Source organism: Halorubrum sp. B52 (genome assembly GCF_059752555.1).
The window spans coordinates 799,746-816,645 of record NZ_MWTG01000009.1 but is presented as its reverse complement, the minus strand read 5'-3'; the positions used below and the strand labels follow the sequence as shown (position 1 = coordinate 816,645).

Sequence of the window (16,900 nt, the reverse complement as noted above, 5' to 3'; positions counted from 1 at the left end):
GAAACCGGCTTGTTCGCCGCCGACCTGCGGACCGGTATGCGCGTGCTCAGGGGGACCGCCGGCGACCCGGACACGGATCGGGAGCTGACGGCGTCGCTCCTCGCGGAAGCGGGTACCGGGGAACCCGGGCTCCGCGTGTGGACCCCGGCGCGGCAGGTCGCCTTCGGTCGCCGAGACGCACGCACCGACGGGTTCGATCGGGCCGAGCGGATCGCCGCGAACCGCGGGTTCCGCCCGGTCGAGCGCGACGTCGGCGGCCGGGCCGTCGCGTACGCCGGCGACACGATCGCGTTCGCGCACGCGGTCCCGCTGGGCGGCGGGGACGCAACAGGAGAGTCGCTGGGCGGCGGGGACGCAACAGGAGAGTCGCTGGACGGCGGGGACGCAACAGGAGAGTCGCTGGACGGCGGGGACGCGACGAGTAGGTCGCGGGGATCGATAACGGAGCGGTACGACCGCGCCGTCGAGACGGTGATCGGGGGGCTCCGCGGGCTCGGCGCCGACGTGGTCGCCGGCGAGCCGCCGGCGTCGTTCTGCCCTGGCGACCACTCCGTGCGCGTCGCCGGCGGCGGGAAGGTGTCGGGGACCGCCCAGCGCGTCCGGGCGGACGCGGCGCTGGTCGCCGGGTGCGTCGTCGTTGAGCCGGCGGACGCGAGGGAGATCGCCGCCGTCAGCGACGCCGTCTACGACGCCCTCGGCGTGCCGTTCGATCCCGAGGCGGTCGGGAGCGTCGCGGCGGCCGGCGGTCCCGACGACCCGGAACGCGTCGCTCGGGCGCTGGAGGACGCGTTCGTCGACGGCCCGTGGGGCGACGGGTCGCGGCGAGTCGAGCGGATCGACGCCGAGCGGTGACTCCGTTTCCGAGTCGAATCCACCCGCCGAACCGGGTTCGAAGGCCGATCGGTCCGGATCGCGGTTTCGACGTGCTTTTTATTCGCGGGGGTCTCGGTTCGCCCATGGCCGAATTCAAAGTCGTCATCGCCGACCCCGAGAGCGGCGAGACGTTCCAGCGAGAGGTCGACGGACAGGACGCAAACCGGTTCCTCGGTCGCGAGATCGGTGACGAGATCGGCGGCGACGCCGTCGGCCTCTCCGAGCACACGATCGAGATCACCGGCGGCTCCGACGAGACCGGTCGACCGATGCGCGAGGACGTCTCGGGCACCCGCCTGAAGGAGCTCCTCTTAGAGGGCGGCGTGGGCTTCAAGCCGTCCCGCGAGGGCGAGCGCAAGCGGATCACCGTCCGCGGCCGCGAGATCGACGACGACGTCGCGCAGATCAACGTCTCGGTGATCGAGGGCGACGACGTCGCCGCCGCGCTCGGCGAGGGCGACGCCGAGGCCGACGCCGACGAGGAGTAAGCCCCCGCTTTCGATGCCCCGCGTTCCCTCCGACGACGAGGGCGTCGCTTCGATTCGCGTCTCGCTCGCCCGGAGCGGCGGCACTCGCCGCCCTTGCGTGCGGATCCCCGACGACGACGAGCTCGGCGGCCGCGTCGAGTCCGGAAGCTGCGAGTCGCTGTCGATGACCGCCGGCGACGTGATCCGAGTCGCGATCGACCGCGAGGAGTACCACGCGCCGGTGACGGCCGACAGCGCCGGACGGCTGATCCGCGGCGCGTTCGACAACCGTCGGCTCGCGCGGGACGCGGGCGAGGGGGAGAACCGCCTGGTCGCGTGGCTCGACGCGAACGACCGGGGGCCGGACGACAGCGTCGTCCTCGACGTCGTCGTGCCGGGGGAGCTGTACGGGCTCCGGATCCCCGGCGAGCGCGTCGTGTACGAGGCGACGCGCGGCCCGCCGTCGTCGCTCTCGGACATCGCGCGCGACCTCGACGGTTGAGTCGGCGTCGGGGGCGTGGGATCGAGGGCGCGTCGAGCCCCCGCCCGCGGGTCGGATCGCTTATTCTCGCTCGGACCCGATCCGGAGGCATGAGAGAGGTCGACGCGGATCTGACGGCGCTCGACCGCGGGATCATCAACGCCTTCCAAGGCGGGTTCCCGGTGACCGAGCGGCCCTTCGAACCGGCCGCGGCGGCGCTGCGCGAGCGCGGCGTCGACGTGACCGGGGCCGAGCTGTGCGATCGCGTCCGCGAGCTCGACGCGGAGGGCATCCTCTCGCGGTTCGGCGCGCTCGTCAACGCCGAGGAGATCGGCGGGGCGGCGTCGCTCGTCGCGATGCACGCGCCCGAGGACCGCTACGACGAGATCGCGGAGACCGTCAACGAGTTCACCGCGGTCGCGCACAACTACGAGCGCGAGCACCCGCACCTCAACATGTGGTTCGTGGTGAGCGTCGCCGACCACCCGGACCCCGACAAGGACGGGAGCGACCGGGTCGAGGAGGTGCTCGCCGAGATCGAGGCGGCGACGGGCCAGGAGACGTACAACCTGCCGAAGCTCCGGGAATTCCACGTCGGCGCGAAGTTCCTCGTCGACGGCCCGGTCTCCGACGGCGACGTCGACCTGTCGGAACTCGGCCCCGCGGTCGAGCCGAGCGACGGGGGGGAGCTCACGCCCGACGAGCGCGACCTCGTCGTCGAGATCCAGGGCGGGCTCCCGATCACGGAGACGCCGTACGCCGACGTGGCGGCCGCGATCGACGCGGACGTCGACTGGGTGATCGAGACGGTGAAGCGGTTCGAGGCGGAGGGGAAGGTGCGCCGCGTCGGCGTCATCCCGAACCACTACGCGCTCGGCTACACGGAGAACGGGATGACGGTCTGGGACGTGCCCGAGGACGCCCTCGACGAGGTCGGGCCGGCCGTCGCCTCGCTCGACTTCGTCACCCACTGCTACGAGCGCCCGCGACACGCGGGCGTCTGGGAGTACAACTTCTTCGCGATGACGCACGGACGGACGGAGGCGGAGAGCGAGCGCCGCATCGCGGAGGTGAAAGAGCTGATGGACGAGCACTGGGACGTCGGCGCCGACGACTGGGACACGCTGTTCTCGACGCGAATCTTGAAGAAGACGGGGATCCGGATCGCCGACCGCGCCGACAGCAACACGGCGTGACCCGCCGAATCGGAGTCCCGAGGTGCCGGTCGTGATCCCGCTGTATCACGACTTCGCCGGGGAGTCGGTGCTCGTGTTCGGCGGGGGGAGCGTCGGCGCGCGAAAGGCGTCGCGGTTCGCCGGCGAGGCCCGCGTCGTCGTCGCGAGCCCGGCGTTCGACGACCGGCTCGTCGACCTCGCGGGGAAGGGAGATCGGAGCGTGGAGCTCGTCCGGGCCGCCCCGGACGCCGACGCGGTTCGTGAGTGGATCGACCGGCTCGAACCGGCCCTCGTGGTCGCCGCGACCGACGACGCCGCGGTCAACGCCGCTGCCGAGGCCGCCGCGCTCGACGCCGGTCTGCTCGTCAACCGGACGGACGTGTCGGCCGCGGACAGCGGGGACGGCCGCGACGCCCGGAGCGTCGTCGTGCCGGCGACGGTCGAGGACGACCCGGTCCGGGTCGCGCTGTCGACGGGGGGCGCGAGCCCGGCGCTCGCGAAGGCGCTCCGCGAGCGCGTCGAGGCCGAGATCGACGGCGCGGGCGCGATGGCGGAGCTCTCCGGCGAGCTCCGCGCGGAGCTCAGAGAGCGCGGGATCGAGCCCGAGACGCGCCGGGAGGCGATCCGTCGAGTCGTGCGATCCGAGGGGGTTTGGAAGGGTTTACAAAAGGGGAGATCCAACGGTCGCCAAGAGGCGTACTCCGTGATCGAGGAGGTACTCAAGGGATGAAGGAGACGGGAGCAATCGCCGGCGTGAGCGTCGCTCACTCCCGCGCGACGGTCGACGAGATCGAGTCGGCCGGCGGCGACGGCGTCCGCGCGACCGTCTCGGACCTGCTCGCGCGCGACGGCGTCGAGGAGGCGTTCGCCCTCCAGACGTGCAACCGCTCGGAGGCGTTCGTCGTCACCGACCGGACCGTCGACGGGGCCGACGCGCTGGCGTCGTTCGCCCCCGAGGTCCGCGGCGGCGCGGTCCGCCGCCTCGACCACGAGGAGAGCTTAGAGCACCTGATGCGCGTCGCCGCCGGGCTGGAGTCGCTCGTGCTCGGGGAAGACCAGATCATCGGCCAGCTGCGGGAGGCGTACGAGGAGTCGAAGTCCGCGGGCGGCATCGGCCCCGTCCTGAAGGACGCGGTGACGAAGGCGCTCCACGTCGGGGAGCGCGCGCGCAACGAGACGTCGATCAACGAGGGCGTCGTCTCGCTCGGCTCGGCCGCGGTCAGGCTGGCCGCGACCGAGATCGACCTCACCGACGGCTCGGCGGTCGTCGTCGGCGCCGGCGAGATGGGGACGCTCGCGGCCCGGACGCTCGACGACACGGCCGTCTCCGAGATCGTCGTCGCGAACCGGACGGTTCCGAACGCGGAGTTCGTCGCCGGCGAGGTCGACACGCCCGCCGAGGCCGTGTCGCTCGCGGACCTCCCGGCGGTCGTCCCCGACGCCGACCTCGTGATCTCGGCGACCGGGAGCCCGGATCCGGTGATCGAGCCGGAACACGTCGCGGACGCGGGGCGGCTCGTCTGCATCGACATCGCGCAGCCCCGCGACGTCGACCCGTCGGTCTCCGACCGCGACGGCCTCACGCTGTACGACATCGACGCGTTAGAGGACGTGACGCGGCGGACCCGCGAGAGCCGCGAGGCCGAGGCGCGCGAGGTCGAGGCGATCATCGACGAGGAGCTCGACCGGATCCTGCGGGCGTACAAGCGCAAGCGCGCGGACGACGCCATTTCCGCGATGTACGCGGGCGCCGACCGCGTGAAGGCCCGGGAGGTCGACCGCGCGCTCTCGAAGCTGGAGTCGCAGGGCGGGCTGACGGACGAGCAGCGCGAGACCGTCGGCGACATGGCGGACGCGCTGGTCGGCCAGTTGCTCGCGGCCCCCACCAGCTCGCTGCGCGACGCCGCCGGCGAGGACGACTGGGAGACGATCCGGACCGCCCTCCGGCTGTTCGACCCCGAGTTCGACGCGCCGCCCGAGGTCCCGGGCGGAGAGTCGCCGGGCGAGGGAGGCGCGCCCGAGCTCGACGGCCCGCCGGAGTCGGTCGCCGAGGAGCTGGACGATTAGGTCGTTTCGGGCGGGGAACGGTTGTTCCGAAGCGCTGTGACCTGTTCGGGTTTGTTGAAATGAGTCCGTACTGACGAGAACCGCGTGCTGAATACGCGATTCGTGTATCTGTTTTGACTTCTACGGTCGCCTGGACTGTTCCATGGTAACACTTAACATACATGCTGCCGAAGCTCTGGACGAACGTTCTGCGACGGTGAGGGGGAACGGAGACGGGTGGCGGGAGAACGTTCAGTGGCGGGTGATACGCCATGTCAGAAGGGACACCGAACGCCAACCACGACTACGAGCTCGAGAACAGAATCGCGCGGCGACCCGTACTGAAAGCCGCTGCTGCGTCCGCGGCCCTCGGCGTCGGAACTGGATCTGTGTCGGCGCAGTCTGACGATGGTAGTGGTGGCCCGGGCACGGGCGACGGCGCTTCGAATCCGAATTACATCGACCCGATCTTCGGGAAGCCCGTTGCCGAGGGCAATCCCTGTGCCGGCGACGCATCCGAAGAGTGTTTCGAGGAGTTCCGGCCGCCGGTCCGTCCCGACCACGAGATCGAGATGCACATCGACATTCCGGGGCCGCTCTTCGCAGTCGCAGAGCAGGGGGGACTCTCGGCGGAGACGACCGAGTCAATCAATTCCGAAGCCGCCGACGGAGAAATCATCGACAAAAACCTGCATAATCCAGATGTAACTGTCATCACCGTGAGGGAGGAAACGTTTACTGTCGTCGATATTGCCGGACTGGTCAGCGACACTCTCGGCTTCCACTACCACCCGGCGGGCCTCCACGTCGAACCCGGTGACGTCGTCCTCTACAGCGCGGAATCGCCCGATCACTTGGTCGCAGCGTACCACGAGGGTCATGGCCGACAGAACCGCGTTCCCGAAGGCGTCGGACCGATCTCCTCGCCGATGCCGCCCGTCGGCGGGTACTGGCTCTATCAGTTCGAAACTGAGGGGGTCTACGACCTCTACTGTTCGCCCCATCAGACGTTCGGGATGGTCCATCGGATCGTCGTCCACGACGGCGATGGAGACGTTCCGGAACTGGACGTACAGCAGACGGGCCGTCCACCGATAGCGGAGAACGCGATCCCGAGCATCCTCGGTGGCCTCGATCCGAACATTCCGAGTTCCGCCGAAGTCCTGGAATCCGACGCGTTGGAACCGACAAATATCGTGAACGAGGGTCCGATCCCGTGGGCGGACGTGGTCGCGGAACACCGGAGCGAGTGAGCCTGCTTCGCTCCGGTTTCCGAATCAATAGCCCGCCGTGTCGTTCGCCACACGTTCAGTTCCACCGGCCGGTGTCGGTTCCGACGGTCCGCCCTCTTTTATCACGCTCCGACCGTATCCGTCGCCATGAAACTCTCCGAGTACGCGGAGCGGCTCGACGACGAGCTCGACGCGGCGGCGTACGCCGACGTCGACGCCAGCGCGAACGGGCTACAGGTGGGACCGGGCGACGCCGAGGTCGAGCGCGTCGCGTTCGCGGTCGACGCCGCGCTCGCGACGATCGAGGCCGCCGCCGAGGCGGGCGCCGACGTTCTCGTCGTCCACCACGGGATCTCGTGGGGCGGGATCGATCGCGTCACCGGGCAGACCTACGACCGGATCGAGGCGCTGGTCGAGAACGACCTCGCCCTGTACGTCTCGCATCTCCCGCTGGACGGCCATCCGGACCTCGGCAACGCGGCCGGCGTCGCGAGTGCAATCGGGCTCGGCGACCGCGAGCCGTTCGGCGAGATCGGACCGGTCACGATCGGGACGGTCGGGGGGCTCGACGCCCCTCGGTCCGCGGCTTCGATCCGCGAGACGCTCGACGGGTTCGAGGGGCAACCCGACGCCGAGGACCGTCCGACGCGGGTGCTCGAGTTCGGCCCCGACGAGATCGAGCGCGTCGCCGTCGTCACCGGGTCGGGCGTCGACTGGCTCGACGAGGCGGTCGGCGCGGGCGCCGACGCCCTGATCACGGGCGAGGGGAAGGGACAGGTCTACCACGACGCCCGGGAGGCCGGGATCACGGTGTTCCTCGGGGGCCACTACGCGACCGAGACGTTCGGGGTCCGGTCCCTCGAGTCGCTGTCGGCGGAGTGGGGGTTGGAGACGGAGTACGTGAGCCACCCGACGGGGCTCTGAGAGCGACCCGACTCTCCCCCGAACGCCCCGTCGCCCCCGAACGCAACCCTTACCGCTCGCGTCCGCCCACTCCGGGTATGCGCGATCACTTCGAGGTCCGGGACCACGACGCCGCCGGGCGGATCGGCCGGCTGGAGGTCCCCCGCGCCGGGGTCACGGTCGAGACGCCGGCGCTTTTGCCGGTCGTCAACCCCAACGTGCTCACCGTCGAGCCCTCGCGGCTCCGCGAGGAGTTCGGCGCCGAGATGCTGATCACCAACTCCTACATCATCCGGAGCACGGACCGGATCCGGGACCGGGTCGTCGAGGAGGGCCTGCACGACTACCTCGGCTTCGACGGCGCGATCATGACCGACTCCGGCTCCTTCCAGCTCGCCGAGTACGGCGACATCGACGTCACCACCGAGGAGATCATCGAGTTCCAGCGGCGGATCGGGAGCGACGTGGCGACCCCCGTCGACGTCCCCACCCCGCCCGACGTCGACCGCGAGCGCGCCGAAAGGGAGCTGGAGACGACGGAGCGCGCCCTCGCCGACGCGGAGGCGGCGGAGACGGGCGAGATGCTCGTCAACGCCCCCGTGCAGGGGTCGACGTTCCCGGACCTCCGAGAGGCCGCTGGACGGCACGCGACGACCACCGACCTCGACGTGTTCCCGGTCGGCGCGATGGTTCCCCTCCTCAACTCCTACCGCTACGCCGACGTCGTCGAGGCGGTGCGCGCCGCGAAGCGCGGGCTCGACCCGGACGCGCCCGTCCACCTGTTCGGCGCGGGCCACCCGATGATGCTCGCGTTAGCGGTCGCCGCCGGCTGCGACCTGTTCGACTCGGCCGCCTACGCGCTGATGGCGCGCGACGGGCGCTACCTGACGGTGTCGGGGACGGAACACCTCGCGGAGATGGAGTACTTCCCCTGCTCGTGTCCGGTCTGCGCCGAGCACACGCCGGCGGGGCTCCGGGACATGGACGGGAGCGACGGGGACGCCGACGCGTCCGCCGAGCGGCTGCTGGCCGAGCACAACCTCCACGTCACCTTCGAGGAGCTCCGCCGCGTGAAGGCCGCGATCCGGTCGGGGAACCTCCTCGGACTGGTCGATCGCCGGGCCCGCGGCCACCCCGCGATGCTCGACGGCTACCGGGCGCTGCTGGACCACGCCGACGAGCTGGAGCGCACCGACCCGGTGTCGAAGGACGCGTTCTTCTACACCTCCCACGAGTCGGCCCGGCGCCCCGAGATCCGCCGGCACCGCGACCGGCTCGCCCGGCTGGAGGTCCCGGACCGCCTGCTGCTCACGGAGTCGAACGCGCCCTCCACGCACGACTACGACGCCGTGTGGCGCGTGAAACCGCCGTTCGGTCCCTTCCCGCGGGCGCTCTCGGAGACGTACCCGCTCACGGCGGAGGTCCCCGAGCGGCTCGACGACGCGGCGCGGGTCGCCGCCGCAGAGGGCGTCGCCGCGCTCGCGGAGGCGAACCCCGAGACCGCGATCACGCTCGGCCACGACGGGTGGCCCGAGGCGGCGCTCGACGCCGTCCCCGATCGCGTCGAGACGGAGGATCTCCGGACGCTCGGGCGGTCCGGGTAACGGGGGTTGTTGAACCCTCAATCAGTGACAGATTTCCGTGGCTGTGCTGAATACAGGGCGCGAGTCGGGCAGAAGACACTTGCCAGACGAACCCCGGGACTGAACAATTAGCGGGCATCGTGACGGCCCGTATCGTGTTGGGCGTTCTCACCACGCAAAAGCTATTCTGTGCGGTCGCCTGCGTCGGCACGTGAAGCGCTACGAGAACGCCCTCGGGTTCCTCGCGCTCGCCGCTCTTTGGGGCGCCTCCTATCCCGCAATACGCGCCGCGAAAGCGGGCGTCGAGCCGCTGCTGATGGCCGCACTCCGGTTCGACGCCATCGGCGTCGTCGTCCTCGGGTACGCACTCGCCCGCAGCCGACAGGTCCGCCCCACCAGCGCCGACGCCACGACTATCCTGATCGGTGGTGTCGGCATGATCGCTGTCCACAACGGCCTCCTCTTCGTCGGCCAGACCATGGTCTCTGGGGCCGTCGGCGCGGTCGTCCTCGCCACCGTCCCCATCTGGAGTGTCGCGTTCGCCGTCGTCGCCCTTGACACCGCCCGCCCGACGCCCACGCGCGTCCTCGGTATCCTCCTCGGCCTCGTCGGCACCAGCATCCTCGTCGTACCCGGCCCCACAGACATACAGCCGCCCGACCCACTCGGTGTCACACTCATGACCGCGAGCGCGGTCGTGTTCGCGCTCGCCGCCGTCGCCCTCCGCCGCGAAACCCCCACGCTCGGCGTCGCCGCCCGCCAGGGCTGGATGATGCTCGTCGGCGGCACCGTCCTCCACGCCGCCAGCCTCGCCCGCGGCGAACCCCAGACCGTCGCCCTCACCCCGGACGTACTCATCGCGTTCGGGTTCCTCGTGCTCGCCGCCGGCGTCGTCGGCTACCTCCTCTACTACACACTCCTAGACCGCCTCGGTCCCGTCGAGGTCAACCTCTTCGGGTACGTCGCCCCCGTGTTCGCCGCCATAATCGGATGGTTCTTCCTCGACGAACGCCTCGCCGCGACCACCATCGTCGGCTTCCTCGTCATCGCCGTCGGCTTCGCGCTCGTCAAACGCGACGCCATTCGCGACGCACTCATCGACGAGGCCGCACCAGCGACCGGCGACTAACTGGCTCGACCAGTATCCGCCGTCCTCGCGGCGGTCGTTTGCTACTCGGTTGGCTTTGTTGAAACCCCCCAACGGCGACACCTCCTCCATTCGCGCGGAATACAGAGCGCGAGTCGGTCAAGACGACTCGCTTGAATCGCTCAGTACAGTGGACTCAAGAAGCGCACGGTGTCAGTTATCAGGCATCCAGTATCGGGGACGCACGGAACATGTTTGAACAAGACACTTACCAGTTGCCGAGTTTTTCCTGTTAGTGACCTCTCATACCCGCCGTGCAGTACTGGCAACTCTCACTAGTGTAGGCCTTGCTGGCTGTACGACCTCTGGTGACTCGGAACCACCAAGTGAAGACGAACTACCGGATCAGTGCCCCACATCTCTTGATCTTGGTGTGGAGTGGCCACGAGACATTTACACACGCTCTGTGGGAGGGTTCGTTACAGGATACGAATCCGTGGGAGAGTTTGTCACAGCCTATGAGGAAGCGTATCAGGTTGAAAAACACGCCGATACACAGTTCCATTCCCCGAGTATCTTCGTAGAGCTAGATCAAACACCGGATAAGGTCGCTGATGGATTTCACGTGACGGTCACATATGGTGGGTCAGTAAGTATTGAAGATTATATACTTTTGGAGGCAATCGAAGTTGATTCTGATGGCATCCCAAAATATGAACAGAGAATACAGATAGATGAGAGCGCGGTACCTGATGATCCTGAGTATATCCCAATTTCTGAGATTGAAGACCAAGAACTCCAAGAAGTATTAACATCAGCCGCAGATTCGGCCTATAGAAAACATCGTACCTCTCCTACGACTCGATACGAAGAGTTGATTGAAAACAATTCACCTAATGCTTCACTCAATAATCGGTATCCGCCAGGAATCTACTTCGATGTCAATGGGACACCTGTCCTGCTTATTATAACAGAGAGAGGTGCTGCGGCGAAAGACTTTGGAAAATCGGACCCTGTCCAATATTATGTCACGGAGTACGTTATCCGGCGAACTGACGAGGAATACAAATCACCTCAAGATGGAACAGTGGTTGAGTGTCGCCCCCCAGAGTAAATGCGGATGCCGATTTTTTCTTGAACTGGTCAATACGCAAGCACGTTCTATCGGTTGGTTCAGGATTTAGATGGAGAAAATAACGTAGTTCCATTGCTGACTGCATACTCTGTATCGGTCAGTTCGCCATTGACAGGTGTCGGGAGGATTGTTGATACCATGCTGAATAGATCGCGCGTATCTTGCCCGAGTCGGCCCGGTGGATTGGGCCGTGTCTGTAGCCGTGTATATCTCTCGTCTATTGAACAATAGTCAGTGGTTGCAGCGATTCCAACAGGTGATATTATGCTGACCACTCACGCTACCTACAATTTGGAGGGCTAGTAATGGATCACAACCCAACGAACGACGACCTGTTTGAGCATGATACGACGGTGGCCACCACCAAATCAAGTTCGGACGTATCACGCAGAACACTGCTGAAAGCCGGCACGGTTGCAGCAGGGACTCTCGCCATCAGTGGCTGCGCGAGCACCGGCGAGGCCCAACCAGATCCCCCTGAAGACGACACATCCGAGCCGACCAAGGGTGTAGACGATATCAGGGTACCGCAGCTTCATCTCGACACCTTGGAGACCGAGGTCAAGGGCGAGACGCTGCAGGCGGTTTCCTACGAAGACTGGCGGTCGGGTAGTACTACTTACGTCGGGCAGGTCGGCGGTATTCGGGGCCCCGATTTATTCGTCGGCATATCACGACCGGGAGACGACGCCGAGCAGTTCGAGTCCGAGAAGGACGCGGAGTTAGTTGTGTATCTGTGTAACGGTGAGATCGGTGCCGCCCCCACGATCAGAATCTACCAGACCGGTGACTACGACACCGGTGGGATAACACTAACCGAAGATAATGGACCGTCTACGGACGAAAATATTGAGATCAAACTGGCATTGGTTGACGACACGTTCCTCGGGACCCTGGCCCTGGCGGATGGAGAGCCATTCCCCTTCAGCGCCCACGAGGCGACCGGTGATGCCGGACTGTACAAAGCCGAAACTGAAGATGGAGACCTCGTTGCCCACTGGGTTGTGTTTCCCGACGGCCGCGAACGTGGGGGTTTGGATGGTAAAGGAAACGATGTTATAACTGGGGGTACAACTATCAACAAATACTGTGTCTTTAATTATTGTATGTACTATTAGATTTCGGGTTCGTGGCCGTACAACTTAGCTCGACAACTCGATTGAATTACGGTGATAATTAGACCGGCTCGTCCACCGGTATTGCTTTCGTCTATAAATACCGCTGTGCTGATTACATCCTCTGTATTCAGCAACCACTTCCCGTCACGTTCTGAGAATTTCAACGGGGCCCGGAAAAACGGCCGCGCGATACTATCTCTCCCCCGACCCCATCCGCTCCGAGTAGTCCCACGCGTGGAGCCGCTCGGGCTCGATCCGGATCCGGACCTCCTCGCGCTCGGGGCGGAGGAGCCGGTCGCCGGTCGGGTTGTCGACCCCGCCGAGGTACCGCTCCAGCAGGGCGCAGAGCAGCTCCTTCTCCCCGTCCGGCGACACGGTCGCCCGGCCGCGGCCCCGCACCCCTTTATACGGCGGGTCGTTCGTCGACACCTCGAAGGAGACGCGGTCGTCGTGGGCGAGGAAGTCGACGAGGTCGGCGTCGGCGCTCGTCGCGCAGTGGACGGCGCCGTCCCACGAGAACCACAGCGAGACGATCCACGGGTCGTCCCTGGGAGTTCGACAGCCGATCCGAACCGGCACGCGCGCGTCGGTCAGGAACTCGTCGACGCGGTCGCGGTCCCACGGGCCGGACAGCTCCATGCGATCCCATCGGTCGGGTCCGGCGTAACGGTTGCGGCGCGGAACACAAGAGAATTGACCGTCCCCGCGCGAGGGGACGTATGACCGACCACTTCGAGGTCCACGAGCGCGACGGCGCCGCCCGACTCGGGGAGTTGCGGCTCGCCGAGCCGGTGACGACGCCGGCGCTCGCGGACCCGTTCCTCGAGGACGCGGGCAGCCTCTGGGCCGGCGACCGAGCGGTCCCCGACGGCAACGACGACGCGCTCACGGTCCTGCCGCACCGCTCGTTCCCCGCGGGGACCCGCGAGGAGGTCCGCGAGTCGTTCGCGGTCGATCACCCCGACGTCGACTACCCGTCCGCGGCCGTCGTCGACAGCGCGGGCGCCCGCGACGTCGACGCCGACGCGTACCTGCTCTCGGACGCGTCCGGGTTCGTCGGCCACGGCGAGGCGTTCCGCGACGCGATCGTGGCGGCGAAGGCGTCGCTGCCGGCCGACACCGCGCTGTTCCTCTCCGGGGTCGCCACGCCGCTGAACGTCGCCGTCCTCGCGTACGCCGGCGTCGACCTCGTGGACGCGACGCTCGCCCGGACGAAGGGGACGGAAGGAAAGTACCTCACCGCCGACGCCGAGCACTTCCTCGAGGACCTCGACGAGCTGCCGTGCGCCTGTCCCGCCTGCGCGACGCCCCGCGAGGAGTTCACCCGCGCCGACTGCGCCGAGCACAACGTGAACGCGCTCCGCGCCGAGCTCCGACGGGTCCGCGAGCGGATCCGGGCGGGTCGCCTCCGGGACTACGTCGAGGGGCAGGCCCGTCACGAGCAGTGGCTCACGGCCGCGTTCCGCGAGTTCGACGACCAGTGGGGGTACCTCGAGGAGCGGACGCCGCTGATGCGCGACGCCGAGGTGACGGCGGCGACCGCGGAGACGCTGGACCGCGTCGAGATCCGGCGGTTCGCCGACCGCGTGACGAGCCGGTATCAGAATCGTTTCGCCGACCAGCCGCTCGTGTTGGTGCCCTGCTCGGCCACCAAGCCGTACAGCGACTCCCAGAGCCACGGGCAGTTCCACGACGCGATCCAGTGGCGCGGCCACACCGTCTCGATGACGTCGCCGATCGGCGTGGTGCCGCAAGAGCTGGAGACGACGTACCCGGCGCAGCACTACGACGCGGTCGTCACCGGCGACTGGAGCGAGGACGAGATCGGGTTCGTCGCCGAGGTGCTCCGGCGGTACCTGACGCGGAACGACTACTCGCGGGTGATCGCGCACGTCCCCGAGGACGGCTACCGCGAGATCTGCGAACGCGTCGCGGACGACCCCGCGGTCGACGTCCCCTTCGAGTACACCTGCGTCGGCCACCCGACGAGCGACGAGTCGCTCGGGGAGCTCAACGCCGCGTTACAGGGCGAGCCCGCCTACAGCAAGCGCGAGCGCGAGCACAACACGGTCCGGGCCCTCGCCGACTACCTGCTCGGCGACGGCGCCGGCGACGACCTGTTCGGCGGGCCGGGCGAGGCCTCAATTCGAACCACCGGGCGCTATCCCAAGCTCCAGGTGTGGGGCGACGACCCCGACGCCGGCCGCGAGGGCGAGCCGGGCGAGCAGCTCGCGACGATGGTTCCCCAGTACGGCACCCTCTCTTTCACCCTCGCCGGCGCGCGCCGCTGGGCCGAGAGCGACGCCCCCACCAAGCGCGTCGGGATCGACCCGTTCGTCCCGCACGGCTCCGTCCTGGCGCCCGGCGTCGTGGACGCGGACGACGACATCCGCGTCGGCGACGAGGTCGTCATCGAGGGGCCGAAGGCGTTCGCGGTCGGCCGCGCCGAGATGTCCGGCCCGGAGATGGTCGACTCGACGCGCGGCGTCGCCAGCGAGGTCCGGCACGTCGACGAGAAGTGAGCGGACCGCCGTTACACCTCGCCTCCCGAATCTATCGGGGCGTGTGACTGTGCGGTCGCGGCCCCGAAGAGTGAAACCGGTCAAGAGCGAACGGTCACGTCATGGCGTCCCAGAACTCCCCTCGGCCGGACGAGCGGGTGACGTACGTCGAATTCTCCCTTACGAGCTCCGACCACCCGTTCGTCGCGGTGTCAGAGACTGACGGCGCGGAGGCGCTGCTGAAGGAGTTCATCCCGCGGGGAGCGGGGAGCTACGCCGAGTTCTTTTCGGTCGGCGGCGCCGAGCCCGAGACCGTCCTCGCGCACGCCGACGACCATCCGTCCGTGGAGGCGCGTCTCGTCGAGCGGTTCGAGGACGAGGTGCTGTTCGAGTTCGTCGTGGACGACGGGTGTCCCGCGGTCTTTCTCGGCGAGTCGGGCGCGCTCCCCTGCACCGTCGAGAGCCGAGGCGGGACCGGGACCGTCGGGGCGGAGGTCCCGCCGTCCGAGGACGTCGCGACGGTCATCGACGGGTTCCTCGACGCCTATCCGGACGCCGAGCTGACGGTCAAACGAACGCAGCCCCACGGGACGCCGATCTTCGGGCAGGGGTGTCTCCGCGCGGCGCTCGAAGCGGACATGACCGATCGCCAGCGGGACGTCCTCCGAGCGGCGCACGACTCCGGGTACTACGACTGGCCGCGAGCGATCACCGCCGAGGAGCTCGCCGAGCGGTTCGACATCTGCCCGGCGACGTTCCACCAGCACCTCCGGGCCGCCGAACAGAAGCTCGTCGCGCTGTCCCTCAGACGGACCTGACGAGCGGCGTCGTGCGAGACGACGACGACCGCCGAATCAGTAGCTTCAAAACCGCGCCGGACGGATCCGCGCACATGGCGCTCGAAAAGGACGTGGACTGTCCCTCGTGCGGGGAGACCCAGTCGTTCTACCGGACCGCGGCGATGACCCTCCACCTCGGCGAGAAGACGAAGTGGCGCTGTCCCGAGTGCGGCTACGGCTACGTCGAGATCAACGGGATCGACACGCTCCCGTCCTGATCCACGAGCGGGAGTCTGAACCTGCGGTCTCACGCACCCTCTCGTTCTCTCGCACCGCGACCGACCACCGGCGATAAAAAAAAGCGAGACGACCGGCCGATTCCGGTCTCGTTCCGTGACCGATTACGGTCCGCGACCGGTTCCGCGATCAGTCGTCGCTTTCGGCGGCGGGCGGCTCCTCGGTTTCTCCCTCGGCCTCTCCGTCCTCCGCGGCCGTGATCGGGTCGTTCTCCTCCTCGGTGAAGCCCGCGGACTCCTCCTGGCGGGCCGACGCCTCGGGGTCGAAGCGCGCCTCGACGTCCTGGTACCGGGGGACGAAGGAGAGCTCGTGGTGGCTCTCCGTCTCGTGGCCGAGGTAGCGGTCCTCGAGGTCGAACTGCGCCCGCTCGTCGTTCTCGGCGATGTTCTGCATGTCCTCGTACACCGCGTGGGCGCCCGAGTGGAGCCCGTAGAGGGTGATGAAGATGTACTGGTAGCCGAGGTCGCCGAGCTCCTCGAAGGTGAGCGGGTCCTCCTGCTCGCTCCACGCGAACGACGAGGAGTAGTTGAACGCGAGGTCGAGGTCGGGGTGGGTCTCGTGGATCGTCTCGGCGTACTCGACCGCGTCCTCGCGGGACGGGTCGGGCATCTCCGGCCAGACCATGTCGACGCCGGCGTCGGCGTAGATCCGGCCGCGCTCGAGGTGCTCCTCCCAGTCGCCGTTGGCGGAGCCGTACGCGTCGGTGCGGGCGATGATCACCGTGTCCTCGCTCTGCCTCGCGTCGACGGCCGCCTCGAAGCGCGACCGCGCCTGCTCGCGGGAGGCGATCTGCTTGCCGGCGATGTGGCCGCAGCGCTTGGGCGAGGTCTGGTCCTCGATGTGGACGGCGGCGACGCCGGCCTTCTCGTACTCGCGGACCGCCCGGCGGACGTTGTGGACGCCGCCGTAGCCGGTGTCGCAGTCGGCGACCACCGGGAGGTTCGTCGCCTCGACCATCCGCTTGGCGTTCTCGACCATCTCGGTCATCGTGACCATCTCCAGGTCGGGGAAGCCGAACTGGCCGAGGACGGTCGAGTAGCCGCTCATGTAGGCGGCGTCGACGCCCGCCATCTCCGCGAGGCGGGCGTCGAGCGCGTGGTAGATCCCGGGCGCGAACGTGTACTCCTGCTCCGCGAACAGCTCGCGGAGCCGGCGGCCGGCCGGGTTGTCGATATCTCTCTCGAAGACGTCGTCGTCGAGTTCGTTGGGATGCATGGGTGTCA

Annotated in this window: 17 protein-coding genes; 15 read left to right on the top strand and 2 right to left on the bottom strand. The window is 67.9% G+C overall.

Annotation, left to right across the window (positions count from 1 at the left end):
• Positions 1 to 36: 36 nt before the first annotated feature.
• The 12 genes from B4V04_RS12670 to B4V04_RS12615 all read left to right on the top strand — a co-directional run bounded on the left by B4V04_RS12670 (position 37) and on the right by B4V04_RS12615 (position 12,100).
• Positions 37 to 852 carry a lipoate--protein ligase family protein gene (locus tag B4V04_RS12670; RefSeq protein WP_498232116.1) on the top strand — a complete coding sequence of 272 codons (816 nt, stop codon included), beginning with the start codon at positions 37 to 39 and terminating at the stop codon, positions 850 to 852.
• A 104-nt stretch (positions 853 to 956) separates the two neighbouring features.
• On the top strand, positions 957 to 1,361 hold the full coding sequence (locus B4V04_RS12665) for a 30S ribosomal protein S6e (RefSeq protein ID WP_498232115.1): 405 nt from the start codon (positions 957 to 959) through the stop codon (positions 1,359 to 1,361).
• A gap of 13 nt (positions 1,362 to 1,374) precedes the next feature.
• Positions 1,375 to 1,842, top strand: a complete 468-nt coding sequence (locus tag B4V04_RS12660; protein WP_498232114.1) for a DUF7112 family protein — start codon at positions 1,375 to 1,377, stop codon at positions 1,840 to 1,842.
• Positions 1,843 to 1,931: 89 nt separating this feature from the next.
• On the top strand, positions 1,932 to 3,017 hold the full coding sequence (gene ahbB, locus B4V04_RS12655; protein ID WP_498232113.1) for a siroheme decarboxylase subunit beta: 1,086 nt from the start codon (positions 1,932 to 1,934) through the stop codon (positions 3,015 to 3,017).
• A gap of 31 nt (positions 3,018 to 3,048) precedes the next feature.
• Positions 3,049 to 3,726: a precorrin-2 dehydrogenase/sirohydrochlorin ferrochelatase family protein gene (locus tag B4V04_RS12650; RefSeq protein WP_498232461.1), complete on the top strand. Its 678-nt coding sequence runs from the start codon at positions 3,049 to 3,051 to the stop codon at positions 3,724 to 3,726.
• Entirely contained in the window at positions 3,723 to 5,063 is a 1,341-nt protein-coding gene (hemA, locus tag B4V04_RS12645; RefSeq protein ID WP_498232112.1) for a glutamyl-tRNA reductase, read from the top strand. The genes B4V04_RS12650 and hemA overlap by 4 nt, the downstream gene beginning before the upstream one ends.
• A 251-nt stretch (positions 5,064 to 5,314) precedes the next feature.
• Positions 5,315 to 6,295 carry a plastocyanin/azurin family copper-binding protein gene (locus B4V04_RS12640; RefSeq protein ID WP_498232111.1) on the top strand — a complete coding sequence of 327 codons (981 nt, stop codon included), beginning with the start codon at positions 5,315 to 5,317 and terminating at the stop codon, positions 6,293 to 6,295.
• A gap of 126 nt (positions 6,296 to 6,421) precedes the next feature.
• The gene (locus tag B4V04_RS12635) at positions 6,422 to 7,198 is read left to right on the top strand and encodes a Nif3-like dinuclear metal center hexameric protein (protein WP_498232110.1); all 777 of its coding nucleotides are present in this window, start codon (positions 6,422 to 6,424) and stop codon (positions 7,196 to 7,198) included.
• A 77-nt stretch (positions 7,199 to 7,275) separates the two neighbouring features.
• Positions 7,276 to 8,781, top strand: coding sequence for a tRNA guanosine(15) transglycosylase TgtA (gene tgtA, locus B4V04_RS12630; RefSeq protein WP_498232109.1), 1,506 nt, complete (start codon positions 7,276 to 7,278; stop codon positions 8,779 to 8,781).
• A 190-nt stretch (positions 8,782 to 8,971) separates the two neighbouring features.
• Positions 8,972 to 9,889, top strand: a complete 918-nt coding sequence (locus B4V04_RS12625; protein ID WP_498232108.1) for a DMT family transporter — start codon at positions 8,972 to 8,974, stop codon at positions 9,887 to 9,889.
• A 253-nt stretch (positions 9,890 to 10,142) separates the two neighbouring features.
• On the top strand, positions 10,143 to 10,961 hold the full coding sequence (locus B4V04_RS12620) for a hypothetical protein (protein ID WP_498232107.1): 819 nt from the start codon (positions 10,143 to 10,145) through the stop codon (positions 10,959 to 10,961).
• 326 nt (positions 10,962 to 11,287) lie between these two features.
• On the top strand, positions 11,288 to 12,100 hold the full coding sequence (locus B4V04_RS12615; protein ID WP_498232106.1) for a twin-arginine translocation signal domain-containing protein: 813 nt from the start codon (positions 11,288 to 11,290) through the stop codon (positions 12,098 to 12,100).
• Between the two features lie 192 nt (positions 12,101 to 12,292).
• Here B4V04_RS12615 and B4V04_RS12610 read toward each other — a convergent pair whose 3' ends face one another.
• Positions 12,293 to 12,739: a pyridoxamine 5'-phosphate oxidase family protein gene (locus B4V04_RS12610; protein ID WP_498232105.1), complete on the bottom strand. Its 447-nt coding sequence runs from the start codon at positions 12,737 to 12,739 to the stop codon at positions 12,293 to 12,295.
• An 80-nt stretch (positions 12,740 to 12,819) separates the two neighbouring features.
• On the opposite strand from B4V04_RS12610, the gene arcS reads away from it, so the two are divergent.
• The 3 genes from arcS (at position 12,820) to B4V04_RS12595 (ending at position 15,658) form a co-directional block, all read left to right on the top strand.
• The gene (arcS, locus tag B4V04_RS12605) at positions 12,820 to 14,622 is read left to right on the top strand and encodes an archaeosine synthase subunit alpha (protein ID WP_498232104.1); all 1,803 of its coding nucleotides are present in this window, start codon (positions 12,820 to 12,822) and stop codon (positions 14,620 to 14,622) included.
• Between the two features lie 101 nt (positions 14,623 to 14,723).
• Complete coding sequence (locus B4V04_RS12600; RefSeq protein ID WP_498232103.1) at positions 14,724 to 15,419, top strand: helix-turn-helix domain-containing protein; 696 nt, start codon at positions 14,724 to 14,726, stop codon at positions 15,417 to 15,419.
• Positions 15,420 to 15,493: 74 nt separating this feature from the next.
• A complete protein-coding gene (locus B4V04_RS12595; protein ID WP_498232102.1) occupies positions 15,494 to 15,658 on the top strand; it encodes a DUF7838 family putative zinc beta-ribbon protein in 165 nt (54 codons plus the stop codon).
• A gap of 148 nt (positions 15,659 to 15,806) precedes the next feature.
• On the opposite strand, the gene aceA is transcribed toward B4V04_RS12595, so the two are convergent.
• Positions 15,807 to 16,892, bottom strand: coding sequence for an isocitrate lyase (gene aceA / locus B4V04_RS12590; protein ID WP_498232101.1), 1,086 nt, complete (start codon positions 16,890 to 16,892; stop codon positions 15,807 to 15,809).
• Positions 16,893 to 16,900: the final 8 nt, after the last annotated feature.

What these genes read in the sequence shown, in the direction of transcription:
- aceA (WP_498232101.1), bottom strand. Translation starts at nt 16,892, where the DNA reads ATGCATCCCAACGAACTCGACGACGACGTCTTCGAGAGAGATATCGAC.
- B4V04_RS12600 (WP_498232103.1), top strand. Translation starts at nt 14,724, where the DNA reads ATGGCGTCCCAGAACTCCCCTCGGCCGGACGAGCGGGTGACGTACGTC.
- ahbB (WP_498232113.1), top strand. Translation starts at nt 1,932, where the DNA reads ATGAGAGAGGTCGACGCGGATCTGACGGCGCTCGACCGCGGGATCATC.
- B4V04_RS12670 (WP_498232116.1), top strand. Translation starts at nt 37, where the DNA reads ATGCGCGTGCTCAGGGGGACCGCCGGCGACCCGGACACGGATCGGGAG.
- B4V04_RS12610 (WP_498232105.1), bottom strand. Translation starts at nt 12,739, where the DNA reads ATGGAGCTGTCCGGCCCGTGGGACCGCGACCGCGTCGACGAGTTCCTG.
- B4V04_RS12595 (WP_498232102.1), top strand. Translation starts at nt 15,494, where the DNA reads ATGGCGCTCGAAAAGGACGTGGACTGTCCCTCGTGCGGGGAGACCCAG.
- B4V04_RS12640 (WP_498232111.1), top strand. Translation starts at nt 5,315, where the DNA reads ATGTCAGAAGGGACACCGAACGCCAACCACGACTACGAGCTCGAGAAC.
- arcS (WP_498232104.1), top strand. Translation starts at nt 12,820, where the DNA reads ATGACCGACCACTTCGAGGTCCACGAGCGCGACGGCGCCGCCCGACTC.
- B4V04_RS12615 (WP_498232106.1), top strand. Translation starts at nt 11,288, where the DNA reads ATGGATCACAACCCAACGAACGACGACCTGTTTGAGCATGATACGACG.
- B4V04_RS12635 (WP_498232110.1), top strand. Translation starts at nt 6,422, where the DNA reads ATGAAACTCTCCGAGTACGCGGAGCGGCTCGACGACGAGCTCGACGCG.
- B4V04_RS12665 (WP_498232115.1), top strand. Translation starts at nt 957, where the DNA reads ATGGCCGAATTCAAAGTCGTCATCGCCGACCCCGAGAGCGGCGAGACG.
- B4V04_RS12660 (WP_498232114.1), top strand. Translation starts at nt 1,375, where the DNA reads ATGCCCCGCGTTCCCTCCGACGACGAGGGCGTCGCTTCGATTCGCGTC.
- hemA (WP_498232112.1), top strand. Translation starts at nt 3,723, where the DNA reads ATGAAGGAGACGGGAGCAATCGCCGGCGTGAGCGTCGCTCACTCCCGC.
- tgtA (WP_498232109.1), top strand. Translation starts at nt 7,276, where the DNA reads ATGCGCGATCACTTCGAGGTCCGGGACCACGACGCCGCCGGGCGGATC.